Source organism: Bacillaceae bacterium S4-13-56 (assembly GCA_040191315.1).
GTDB lineage: Bacteria > Bacillota > Bacilli > Bacillales > JAWJLM01 > JAWJLM01.
Genome location: JAWJLM010000078.1, coordinates 1 through 12964, shown reverse-complemented (window position 1 = coordinate 12964; position 12964 = coordinate 1). Strand labels below are relative to the sequence as shown.

Here is a 12964-nt window from a genome sequence, read left to right as displayed (position 1 = left end):
CTAAAAGCGCAACGCGTAGTTATGTGCATCATAAGGTAGATGAAGCACATAACTAAGAGGTTCAAGGTCCTTTAGGTTATACCCTTATGTGCTAACAATCAGTGGGGACGGCCACTGATTGAAGTTTCACTTTATCCCACCTCCATTTCTAAACTAAGCAAGCGCTTTCTAGAAATTCATAGTATAATAGAGTAAGAATGTTTCAGCTGGGAGGGTGAGGGAGAAACCATGAAAAATAAGTTATATCAAGTGAATGAGGGACAGCAGGATCTATTCACAGATTTCTTTGTCAACATGATGGAAAAGATCTTTGATCAAGTGTCGGTTCCGATGATTTTGATTGATAAGGAAACTCGAGTAGTCTGGATTAATCAAATATTTGCTGATCTTCTTGGCTATCCCAAGGAAGAAATCATAGGGGAAGAAGTCATGAAAGTAGATTACAATACTCGATTTCCCTATGTCTATAAAACAAAAAAGCCCGAAATTGCATGGAAACATAAGTTTCAAAATGGACGGACGGCCATAGTTCACAGGATTCCAGTATTAGATGAGAATGAGGAAGTATTCTGCGGATTTGGACTAGTTTTATTTCAAGATATGAACGAGTTTAAAGATGTCATTGAAAAAAATAAGATCTTAGAATCTGGGTTGGACTATGCGATGAAAAAACTGAAGCAAATTCAGGGCGCAAAATATTCATTTAATAGTATTATAGGCAATAGTGTTGGAATGGGGCAGGCATTGTATATGTCGAGGAGAGCAGCACAAACGAACTCAAACGTTCTTGTTCTTGGAGAAAGTGGGACGGGGAAGGAACTTTTTGCTCATGCGATCCATGATGCTAGTGACCGAAGCCATCAGCAATTTGTGAAAATTAATTGTGCAGCCATACCGGCAGAATTATTGGAATCAGAGCTTTTTGGTTACGATGAAGGTGCCTTTACAGGAGCAAAAAAAGGCGGGAAGATAGGGAAATTTGAATTAGCAAATGAGGGAAGTATTTTTCTTGATGAAATAGGTGAAATGCCATTAAGTATGCAGGCTAAACTTCTTCGGGTGTTGCAAGAAAAAGAGATTGAGAGAGTAGGTTCTACAAAAACGATTCCTATTGATGTCCGAATTATTGCGGCAACTAATCAAAACTTAGAAGAAAAAGTCAAGAATAAGGAGTTCCGTAGTGACTTGTATTATAGATTGAACGTTATGGCTATAGAGATTCCACCACTAAGAGATCGTGAAGGAGATATAGAAATCATATCTAAGAAGCTTGTGGAAAAGCTTTCCGATCAATTGGGGAAATATGTGACGAATATTTCCAAGGATGCGATGAAAATTTTGGTTGCCTTCGATTGGCCTGGAAATGTAAGGGAACTTGAAAATATCCTAGAAAGGGCTATAAACTTAGCGGACGGGGATACCATATTGCCTGTCCACTTACCTTATTATTTAAAGCCTCGATCAAAGCGTGTCTCTTTTAAAAAGGGAACATTAAAGGAAATGGTGGAACAAACAGAAAAATCAATGATTATAGATCTCTTAAAGGAAACGGAGGGAAATAAGGCGAAAACGGCTGAAATGCTTGATATTAGTAGGTCTTCTTTATACGATAAATTAGATAAATACGGAATCCGTACAGACTAACTGTACGGATTTTGTACACTTGTCGGATTTGCCTACATAAAATTGTAAGCGTTTACTCAAATCTCCCTCGAAAGTTCTCCTCTATTTTTTTTATTTAAAATTTTTTTTCACTCACTTTAAGCATCTATTTATCCTTTTCAAAAAAAAGCTTGAATTATTTCTTATGTTGGCATGAAAATTGCATGTATATGTGTGACGCCAAAACTCTTAAAAACCATGGAATAGGCATCAAAACCTCCACTAATAAATCAAAGTGGACGACGAAGGAGGATGGAGATGGTTGAGTTTTTTCAAAATATTATAGCAGGACTTGAGACTGGAAGCTTGTATGCTTTGGCAGCACTTGGATTGGTTCTTATTTTCAGAACGTCTGATGTGATTAACTTTGCCCAAGGGGAAATGGCCATGTTCTCAAGTTTTATGGCACTCACCATTTGGCAGCATCAAATGCCATATCCTGTGGCATTTATCGGTGCGATTTTATTTGCAGTTGCTCTAGGGTTTCTGGTTGAACGGATTTTTATTCGTCCAGCATCTAAGGCAAATCTTGTAAGCAAAATGATTATTACGCTAGGACTCATTATGATTTTTAGCGGATTGGCAACATCCATTTTTGGGACCGATTCACACTTCTTTAGAAAGGCGATTACAGCGGAAAACTTCAATGTTGGCGGAGTTATCATTCAGCCGAACGCTCTCTTTATTATCGCTATTACTCTACTTGTTATGGGAATTCTTTTTTACGTAATTAAAAAGACGATGTTCGGGATTGCCATTCGGGCAACAGCTCAAAGTGAGAAGACAGCTAGGCTAATGGGAGTTAATGTTTCGAAGGTTTATTCCATGTCCTGGATTATCGCAACCGTTTTAGGAGCCATAGCGGGTGTATTAATTGCACCAACTACTAATATATCAACAGGAATGATGGCTGATGTTCATTTAAAATCATTTATTGCAGCTGTTTTAGGGGGCTTTGGATCCTTCATTGGACCAGTGGTTGGGGGCTTCATTATCGGAGTATTTGATAACTTAGTTGGGTATTATATTTCATTAAAATGGAAGACCGTCATTGTGTATGGACTACTTATCGTCATTTTAATTGTTAAGCCGACAGGATTATTCGGAAAAGTTCATCGGAAGAAGGTGTAGCGGATGAAATACATTAAAAATAAACCTTTCCTATATATAGTTCTCGCTATTGTAGTCGCCAGTTTTCCGCTCCTTACCGAGGTTAGTAGATCCACGTTAACGCTTTGGAACATGGCGGTGATTTATGCCCTAATCGCAGTTGGATTTAATATTTTGCTAGGATATGCTGGTCAAATTTCCTTAGGTCACGCTGCTTTCATGGGCTTGGGTGCATATTTATCAGCGAACCTGACAGGAACGCTGGAGTTACCATTTTTGTTGAGCCTTCTTTTATCAGGTCTTATTCCAATGGTTATCGGACTAGTGCTTGGTTTAGTAGCCTTAAGACTTGAGGGACATTATTTAGCGATTGCAACCCTTGGTTTTGGGGTGGCGATTCAACAAGTGTTCAAGGAATGGGAACCATTCACTGGTGGATTTTCAGGAATGAGAGCAGACTTTCCTATGATATTAGGCTTTGAATTTAAAGATCGGGAACACTTTTTCATCTTAGCTATTGTCATTCTGCTATTGCTAGTTTTATTTGCCCATTTCTTACTTAAATCAAAAACAGGTCGGGCTCTTATTGCTATGCGTGACAGCGAACATGCCGCTCAGGCAATGGGTGTCAGTTTATTTCGATATAAATTAATTGCTTTTGCTATTAGTGCTTTTTATGCAGGTATTGCAGGATCCTTATATATGCATCTCATTCGATTTACCGAACCAAACATATGGGGGCTCACACTCTCCTTAAACCTATTGGCTATGGTTGTTATTGGGGGTCTTGCTTCTATTGGAGGAAGTATCATTGGTGGTGCCTTCATAGCTCTTGTACCTGAATACATTAAGGACATTGGCTTCTTAGCGGAAATAAAGAGCTTTTCTACCATCTTTACTGGATTTGCCATGATTATCGTCATCATGTTTTTCCCGCATGGTATTGCTCGAATTGGCACTCAGATTAAACTCGCCTTGTTAAATAGAAAAAACAATCGAATAAATAAAAACAAGGGAGGTGCCGAACATGGCCATGCTGAAAGTTGAAAATCTATCCATTAGTTTTGGGGGTTTAAAAGCCATTGATAATCTGAGTTTTGAAGTAGAGGAAAAACAGATCTATGGGTTGATTGGGCCAAACGGGGCTGGTAAAACGACAGTTTTTAACTGTATCAGTCGTTTTTACACACCTAATGATGGAAAAATCACCTTCCAAGACAACATAGATTTAAAGAAATATCGAGTTCACGATATGGTGAAAGTTGGACTGGTTCGTACCTTTCAAAATGTCGAACTTTTTATGAGTATGACCGTTCTTGAAAATATGATTATTGGCCAACATAGTTTTACCAAGGGTAACCTGCTTTCTCAAGGATTAAGCCTACCGTGGGTCAACCGAGAGGAAAGAAGAATCCGCGAAAAGGCTCTTGGTATTATGGAGTTTCTCGGAATTAAAGGGATTGAGCATCAATATGTAGCAGGTCAGCCTTATGGAGTCATGAAGCTGATTGAGATTGGGCGAGCCTTAATGACAGATCCTAAAGTTCTTCTCCTTGATGAACCAGCTGCAGGGATGAACTCGAAAGAAACTCAGGAATTAACAAAACTAATTCGTCGAATCAGAGACGAATTTGGAATTACGGTTCTTTTAGTAGAACATGATATGAGTTTAGTTATGAATGCTTGTGAGAAAATTTGCGCCATTAACTTTGGAGCAAAAATTGCAGAAGGTACTCCTAAAGAGATTCAAAATCATCCTGCTGTTCAAGAGGCTTATCTTGGAGAGGAGGCGAAGGAAAATGCTTAAGCTTGAGGATGTTCATGCTTATTACGGCTATATTCATGCACTCAAGGGGATTTCTCTCCAAGTAGAGGAAGGTTCGATCGTGACTTTACTCGGTGCAAATGGGGCAGGAAAGACTTCCATATTAAAAGTTGTCTCTGGAATGTTAAAGCCTTCCAGTGGTTCAATTACTTTTCAAAAGGAAGATCTAGCTAAGCTTTCTCCAGAAAAAATTGTAAGTCATGGGATTGTCCAATCACCAGAAGGGCGACAGATTTTTCCGGAATTGACCGTACATGAAAATTTGCAAATTGGAGCTTACACCCGGAAGGATAAGAAAAATTTAAAAGCATCTTATGAAATGGTGTTCGGGTATTTTCCAAGATTGAAAGAAAGGCAGAATCAGTTAGCAGGAACCCTTTCTGGTGGAGAGCAACAAATGCTTGCCATTGGTCGTGCCCTAATGGCAAACCCTAAGGTGTTACTACTTGATGAGCCTTCTTTGGGATTGGCCCCATTAATTGTAAAGGATATTTTCAAAATTATACAAGATATCAATAAACAGGGAACTACTGTATTTCTAGTAGAGCAAAATGCCAAACAAGCCCTGTCTATTAGTAAATATGCATATGTTTTGGAAACAGGAAAAGTAATTTTAGAAGGAAAGGCTTCTGAGCTTAAGGATGACCCTAAGGTTATTCAGGCCTATCTGGGAAGTCACTAATTTAAAGGCTGGATTACTCACAGTAAAGGTGAGTCATCCAAAAGTAGGCATTTCCTAAGCAGATGCTTAGATTGCACATAATTTAAAATAAGAAAAGGGGTTAAAAGAGATGAAGAAAATTTTGGTTCTTATCTTTATGATGATTCTTGCGGTCGGTCTTGTTGCATGTGGAGATGATGAGACTAGCGGAAACACTGAAAACAATACCGGTAATGATGCGGGGAATAACACAGAGAATAACGCAGGGGACGATGCTACGAATGATGATGTTGAAGAAGTAGAACTAGCTCAAGGTGTCACTGACTCAACCGTTACTGTAGGATCAATTGGTGCACAATCAGGTCCTTTCGCTGCCATTGGTACTCCTTACTATGGTGGTATGGAAGCTTACTTTGACATGATTAATGAACAAGGTGGAGTGAATGGTCGCACAATCGAACTTATTAAGAAAGATGATGAATTTGCTCCTGACAAAGCAGTAGCTGCTATGGAAGAGCTTGTGTATGACGAAGAAGTATTTGCCATTGTTGGTCAATTAGGAACTCCAGGTGTAATGGCAACTATAACTACAGTACAAGAAGAAGGTATTCCATCTGTATACTTCGGCACAGGTGCCAAGCAACTAACAGAAGCTGGAGAAAACTTCTTCCCAGTTCAACCTAACTACTACTATGAAGGTAAATTAATGTCAAAATTCGCAGTAGAAGAATTAGGTGCTGAAAATATTGTTATTATCTATCGTAATGATGATGTAGGGAAAGACGGATTGGAAGGTTTTAAAGAAGGTTTAACTGCGTTAGGAAAAGGGTCTATCTCTGAAGAGCTTGCTGTAAATGGGACTGATACTGACTTTACTGTTCAAATCCAAAAGGCAAAAGCTGCTAACCCAGACGCTGTAATCCTTTATGGTCTATTAGCAGAAACTTCTGGACTATTAAAAGAAATTGAAAAAGTAGACTTCAATGTAGATATGATTACTACTTACTCTAATGCTGATGCTTCTTTCTTAGCACTAGCTTCTCAAGGTGCTCCTAATGTTATTAAGAATCTTCACGTTATGGGTTGGGTTGACGCTACAGAAGAAGGAATGGCTCCACTTGTAGATGCTATGGCAAAATATTCTCCAGATGCACCAGTGAATGCTTATACTATCGCAGGTTGGGTTGCCGCTGAAACATTTGTAGCCGGTTTAAAAGCTACCGGAGATAATCTTTCTTGGGAAGGATTTATTGAAGCTATGAATGGATTAACCTTCACTGAAGGTCTTGCTCCAGATATCTCTTATGTAGATGGTAAGCGTGAAGGTGTTACTAAGATGGCTATGAGCAAAGTCGTCCAAGACGATTCAGGTGCGTATATCTTTGAACAAGAAACTGACTTTATTGAGTTCGAATAAGGACCTTTAAAAGGACTAAAAAAGCCTGGTTCAACTGGGCTTTTTTAGTCCAAATAAATCATCCAAAATTTTAAACATGTATGAAAATCAGACACTAGATAGGAATGTTTCGGAGAAGTTACAAGGATGTAGAGGAGCCGTGGTACAGATGAAAGTGAATGTGAATGGTATAGAACTTTATTATGAATTACATGGAGAAGGCGAGCCTTTATTGTTATTAGAAGGTTTAGGGTATGCGAGCTGGATGTGGTATCGACAAGTAAAGGAATTATCTGAGCACTTTCAAGTTATTGTTCTTGATAACCGTGGAGTTGGATATTCAGATAAGCCTGATGAAGAGTACACAATAGAGTTATTTGCAGATGACGCGGCAGCTGTTTTAACAGAGTTGGGCATTAAGAAAGCTCATGTTTTAGGTGTATCCATGGGTGGCTTTATTGCTCAACAGTTTGCAATCAAATATCCCCATAGGGTAGATAAATTAATTTTATGTAGTACGTCTTTTGGAGGTCCAAACTCCATTCCTATTCCACCGGAAACACTTCAGGTCATGCTAAAAGGTGGTGGTGAGGAATCGACGGAAGAGGATGCTCGCTCTGCAACTTCACTAGCTCTTAACCTAGATACGAAAGAGGAAAAGGAAGATGTCCTCGATTGGATTATGGATGGAAAGAAAAATATTCCTCAGCCTAAATATGCATACCAACGACAGTTAATGGCAGGGGCATCCTTTAATGGAGAGGACTGGACATCATCGATTAAAGCAGAAACTCTCATATTAGCTGGACGAGGAGACAGAGTGGTTCCTTATCAAAATGGGGAAATGCTCCATGAAAAAATTTCTAGTTCTAAGTTTGAAATCATTGAGAATGCTGGGCATGTTTTCTTTATGGAACAGCCAGAGGTTACGAACCAGCTAATCATAGACTTTTTATCAGATAAAACAGATTCGACAGTGTCGTAGGGTAAAGTCATGGATAAGACGTTACAAAGCTTTGTGACCGTGGCTCCCTATATCAATGAGTTAACGAGCTCTGATTTTGCCATATCCGTAACAGACTTGGAAAAATGCATTTGTTATATACCAGGGAAAAAAATAAATCATCGAATTGAAGAAGGTACTCCCCATGTGAAATCATCATTAACCTATCAGTGTACTAAGGAAAAAAGAAAGATGATGAAGCAAATTGATAAAGAAGTATTTGGGTTTCCTTATATTTCAATAGCCATGCCCATTTTTAATTCGAATCATGAAATTGTTGGAGCAGTATCTTTTAATGAATCTGTTGATCGCCAAAACACTCTGTTTGAGATTGCGAATAGTCTTCACGATGCTATGGAGCAACTGACACAATCAACAAATACCATTTCTGAAAGTATGAACGAAGTGATGTTGCTTGGTGATCAGTTGAAAATGATTGAAGAAGATTCCAAGGCAAAAGTGGAAGAAACGAATAAGGTTGTTCACTTTATTAGCCATGTTTCGAGTCAATCGAATTTATTAGGACTTAATGCAGCTATTGAAGCTGCAAGAGTCGGTGAACAGGGAAAAGGATTTGGTGTTGTGGCAAAAGAGGTTCGAAAATTAGCTGCAACTACAGAGGATTATGTTAAAAAGGTGACAGAAATTTTAAATGAATTAAAGCTTTCAACGCAACAAATGAATGAAAAAATCGACGAGATGGTTCAATCCTCATCGGTTCAAGCGAGCTCGATACAGGAGGTTCATAGTTTTACAGAGGAAGTTTTTGCCATGGTCGACCATCTACGTCAACAATCGCAGCTCTTAAGTTCAGAGGAATAGTGAAGGAGGAAATAGTCCATGAGCACAAAACCAAGTGTGGGTATTGTTGGAACGGGGATTTATATTCCTGAAAAGAAAATGACTGCCAAAGAAATTTCAGAGGCCACCAAAGGAGTTTGGACAGAGGAGGCCATACGTACGAAGTTGGGGATTAATCAGATTGCTGTTCCAGGTGAAAATGACGGGACACAGGAAATGGGTGTTCTTGCAGGATTAGATGCGTTAAAGAATACGAATATGGATCCCACAGAAATTGATTTAATCCTGAGTGTTGGGGAAGAGTGGAAGGAATATCCTTTAACAACGACAGCTATCTATATTCAAGAAAAAATAGGAGCTATAAATGCTTGGGGAATCGACTTACAACAACGGTGCTGTACAACAGTAGCTGCTATGAAAATAGCAAAAGATATGATGATTGCAGATGACGATATTCAAACAGTCATGATTGTTGGTGGTTATCGTAATGGTGATTTTGTTGATTTTACAGACAAGGCCATGTCTATGATGTATAACCTTGCAGCTGGTGCAGGGGCCATTATTTTAAAGAAAAACTTTGGTCGAAACGAACTACTTGGTACTCATGTCATCACTGACGGTACAATGGCCCGTGATGCAGGAGTGGAATTTGGTGGTACAGAAAAGCCGATTAAAAAAGATAATCTGGATGAGGCATATAAATCACTACGCTTATTCGATGAAAAGCATATGAAGGATCGCCTAAATGAGGTTTCGATGAACAATTGGATGTATTGTATTGATCGTGCTTTCGAAAAATCAGGAATCGCCAAAAGTGAATTAGGCTATCTGGATGTCCTTCATTTTAAATATAGCATGCACAAATTTATGGTAGAGCAGCTTGGATTAACGGAAGACCAAACGATCTATCTAAAAGACTATGGACACACAGGTCAAATTGATCAAATTTTATCTCTTCATTTGGCATTACAGGAAGGAAAAGTAAAGGACGGAACCGTTCTTTCTATGATTTCCGCAGGTATTGGCTATGCGTGGGCAGCCAATGTCATCAAATGGGGCCCGATTGAAGAGTGAGGAGGTAGAGGGTAATGGGGATTACAACAGAAAACAGGAGTGTAGAAGCTCTTTACAAAAGTAAGGTTGTCACAGTAGACGAAGCTCTTCAGCATATTAAATCGAATGACCATGTCGTTTCTGCATTAGCGGCAGCAGAGCCTAGAGATATTCTATCTACACTTCATACTATTGCTGAACGAGTAAAAAATGTGAAGGTATCTACTTGTCTACCTGTTTTAGACTATGATTATTTTAGTCTTCCTGGCTATGAAGATAGCTTTTTGATGGAAGGTTGGTTTTATACAGCCACAATGAGAAAGGTTCATAAGGAAGGTCGAGTGTCTTACATTCCTAACCATTTGCATCTGGCAGGTACTAAACGTTTATTCCATCGACCAGTTAATGTCTTTGTTGGGACGGCGTCACCGATGGACCAGCATGGCTTTTTATCTTTGTCTTTAAGCTGTACGTACGAACGAAAAATGGTTGAAAATGCTGATGTGGTTATTTTAGAGGTGAACCCAAATATGCCTCGGACTTTCGGAGATACTACGGTTCATATCAATGAAATAGATTATATAGTGGAGTCGAATTATGAAGTACCTGAGTTCCCATCTCCTCCTCCCTCTGAAAAGGATGAAAAGATCGGGAAATTTATCGCAGATCTAATTGAAGATGGCTCTACAGTACAGCTTGGTATTGGTGGTATTCCTAATGCGGTAGCCGCTCAGTTAATGCAAAAAAAAGACCTTGGGATTCATACAGAAATGTTAACTGATGGTATGGTAGATTTATTTCATGCAGGTGTCATCACAGGCAATAAGAAGACGTTGTTGCCAGGACGGATGGTAGCTACTTTTGCTCTTGGTACAAAGAAATTATATGATTTTATTAATGATAACCCAGGTGTTGTTATTAATGATGGAAGTTGGGTCAATGATCCTTATACGATTAGTCAAAACCATAAAATGGTGTCCATTAACACCTCGATCGAAATCGATTTAACAGGACAATGCTGTTCAGAAACCATTGGTCATACCCAATTTAGTGGAACCGGTGGTCAGGCTGACACAGCCATTGGTGCACAAATGTCACCAGGAGGAAAGTCCTTTATTGCTTTGTACTCTACTGCTAGAGTTCGTGTTCCTGGATCTGATGAGAGAAAAGTAGTTTCTAAGATCGTGCCTCGCCTGGCGCAGGGAGCAGCAGTTACCCTAACACGAAATGATGTCGACTATGTTGTTACCGAATACGGCGTAGCCGCTTTACGAGGAACCACAGTTCGCGAACGAGTTGAACGACTCATCAACATCGCACACCCAGACTTCCGCGACCAACTACGAAAAGAAGCACAAGAACTCCATTTGTGGTAAGAGTGCTGGTGTGCTGGTGGGGACGGTTCTCACCAACACGATTGATTTGTAATGAATGGTAAATTTAGTAGAAAGAAAGCCCAATTTCTTATGTGAAATTGGGCTTTCTTTATTCATTTTAGTCTTTTTCTAACTTCCGGAGATATATGTGATTTTTAAAAGGAGAGATATTTATAACTTGAGTGCCAAAGCACTTCATTTCCATGACGATTTTTTAGAGTATAGTCAAAGTCGAGCTACTTGTGTGTTTGTAGGGACGGTTCTCAAATTGAATTTTTATTATTCAAACTATTTTAAAAATATAGTATGATTGGAAGGTAAAGTGAATCTGTATTCAACGCAAGTGTTTTAAGCTTTATTTTGATTAGATAAAAAGAATGGGGGAGTCAAATGAAAAAGTGGAAGGTATTTTTATCGGTTCTAGGAGGACTTTTATTATTATTTATTATTGTAACCGTTTTCAATACTGTAACAGTACAATCAAAGCAACCTGCTCCGAAGCCTGGTGAAATTTTACTTGATGAAGAAAAAGCGATTGCCCATATGTCGGAAGCAATTACTTATCAAACCATTTCGTATCAAGACCGGAGCAAATTTAACTGGGATGAATTCGATCGTTTTATTGTTTTTCTGGAAGAGAACTATCCAGAAGTGCATGCAGAACTGGAATTAGAGAAAATCAATGAGTATGCTTTAGTTTACAAATGGAAAGGTGCAGATTCTGCAAAGCCACCCATTGGTCTAACAAGTCATTATGATGTTGTTCCCGTGCTAGAAGGCACTGATGCCAATTGGGAGGAACCACCTTTTAGTGGAAATGTGGGCGATAGTCATATATGGGGACGTGGGACTCTTGATGACAAGATCGGAGTAATTGGGATTATGGAGGGCGTGACCTACCTTTTGAAGCAAAACTACCAACCCGAACGCGATTTATATTTTATGTTTGGGCATGATGAAGAAATTGGGGGAGAAGAAGGGGCAAAGGCCATTGCTGAAACAATGAAAGATCGAGGGATTACTTTTGATTTTGTTTTAGATGAGGGAGGAGCCATAGTGGAAAATATGGTTCCTGGTGTAGACCAGCCAGTCGGCGTTGTAGGTATTTCTGAGAAAGGTTCTGCAACCATAGAGCTCTCTATAGAAGGAAGCGGGGGGCATTCCTCACAACCTAAGTCAGAGACCAATATAGGGAGGATTGCGAGAGCGATAGCTAAACTAGAAGAAACGCAATTTCCTGCTGACTTAAGGGGTCCTGGAAAAGACTTATTCGAATATGTTGCACCTGAAATGAATTTTGGGATGAAATACGTTTTTGCCAATAAGTTTATCTTTGAACCGATCATTGAAAATATTCTGTTGGATCAACCAGCATCTGCGGCATTAATTCGAACCACCATTGCCCCAACGATTTTCCATGCGGGAGAACAATACAATGCATTACCAGAAAAAGCGTCTGCCATTATTAATCTTAGGGTCATGCCGGGCGATACATTGGATTACGTGAAGGAATACGTCAAGGATACTATTGATGATGACGATATTAATGTAACAATCGAAGGAACAGAGGCATCTGGTGTTTCTTCCATCAATGGATGGCCTTTCACATCTATTCAACAAGCTGCTCGAAATGTATATGAAGATGCAGTGATTGCACCCTATCTCATGTTTGCAGGATCAGATGCTAAACATTATGACAAAGTATCAGACAATACCTATCGCTTTCTACCAGTCCAAATCACATCCGAGGACCTAAATCGAATGCACGGAACCAACGAACACGTTAGTAGTGAAAACTACCTAAAAGCCATCAAATTCTACATCGAAATTATAAAAGAAAACTCCTAGGCGTGTTGGTAGGGACGGTTCTCACCAACACACTTTTAAAGCTAGAACCTTAGTAAATTAGGGTTCTAGCTTTTTTGTTTTGATCTAATTTGAAAATGTAAGGAGAAGGAAATTTGAGGGTAAATGTTGAACATACTTTTAATCTTATTAGATGAATAGTTTTGAAAAAATATGATAAAAAGGGTGCCCTCTAGATGAATTTTATCCAGCATGAACGGGCAGCCAACCT

The 12964-nt window shown here is 39.1% G+C and carries 11 protein-coding genes; all 11 read left to right on the top strand.

The window, feature by feature from the left end:
- The first annotated feature begins 228 nt into the window (after positions 1-228).
- The 11 genes from RZN25_15555 (at position 229) to RZN25_15505 (ending at position 12735) form a co-directional block, all read left to right on the top strand.
- Positions 229-1644 (top strand): sigma 54-interacting transcriptional regulator, encoded by a 1416-nt coding sequence (locus tag RZN25_15555; protein MEQ6378228.1) that lies wholly within the window; start codon positions 229-231, stop codon positions 1642-1644.
- Positions 1645-1920: 276 nt separating this feature from the next.
- Positions 1921-2793 (top strand): branched-chain amino acid ABC transporter permease, encoded by an 873-nt coding sequence (locus tag RZN25_15550; GenBank protein MEQ6378227.1) that lies wholly within the window; start codon positions 1921-1923, stop codon positions 2791-2793.
- 3 nt (positions 2794-2796) lie between these two features.
- Complete coding sequence (locus RZN25_15545; GenBank protein MEQ6378226.1) at positions 2797-3819, top strand: branched-chain amino acid ABC transporter permease; 1023 nt, start codon at positions 2797-2799, stop codon at positions 3817-3819.
- The gene (locus tag RZN25_15540; GenBank protein MEQ6378225.1) at positions 3800-4579 is read left to right on the top strand and encodes an ABC transporter ATP-binding protein; all 780 of its coding nucleotides are present in this window, start codon (positions 3800-3802) and stop codon (positions 4577-4579) included. The genes RZN25_15545 and RZN25_15540 overlap by 20 nt, the downstream gene beginning before the upstream one ends.
- Positions 4572-5279 carry an ABC transporter ATP-binding protein gene (locus RZN25_15535; GenBank protein ID MEQ6378224.1) on the top strand — a complete coding sequence of 236 codons (708 nt, stop codon included), beginning with the start codon at positions 4572-4574 and terminating at the stop codon, positions 5277-5279. Before RZN25_15540 ends, RZN25_15535 begins: the two co-directional genes overlap by 8 nt.
- A gap of 109 nt (positions 5280-5388) precedes the next feature.
- Positions 5389-6675 (top strand): ABC transporter substrate-binding protein, encoded by a 1287-nt coding sequence (locus RZN25_15530; GenBank protein MEQ6378223.1) that lies wholly within the window; start codon positions 5389-5391, stop codon positions 6673-6675.
- Positions 6676-6823: 148 nt separating this feature from the next.
- Complete coding sequence (locus RZN25_15525; protein MEQ6378222.1) at positions 6824-7639, top strand: alpha/beta fold hydrolase; 816 nt, start codon at positions 6824-6826, stop codon at positions 7637-7639.
- 9 nt (positions 7640-7648) lie between these two features.
- Complete coding sequence (locus tag RZN25_15520; protein ID MEQ6378221.1) at positions 7649-8479, top strand: methyl-accepting chemotaxis protein; 831 nt, start codon at positions 7649-7651, stop codon at positions 8477-8479.
- A gap of 18 nt (positions 8480-8497) precedes the next feature.
- The gene (locus RZN25_15515; protein MEQ6378220.1) at positions 8498-9532 is read left to right on the top strand and encodes a 3-oxoacyl-ACP synthase; all 1035 of its coding nucleotides are present in this window, start codon (positions 8498-8500) and stop codon (positions 9530-9532) included.
- 14 nt (positions 9533-9546) lie between these two features.
- A complete protein-coding gene (locus RZN25_15510; GenBank protein ID MEQ6378219.1) occupies positions 9547-10887 on the top strand; it encodes an acetyl-CoA hydrolase/transferase C-terminal domain-containing protein in 1341 nt (446 codons plus the stop codon).
- Between the two features lie 390 nt (positions 10888-11277).
- A complete protein-coding gene (locus RZN25_15505; protein ID MEQ6378218.1) occupies positions 11278-12735 on the top strand; it encodes a M20 family peptidase in 1458 nt (485 codons plus the stop codon).
- The last annotated feature ends 229 nt before the right edge of the window (positions 12736-12964 follow it).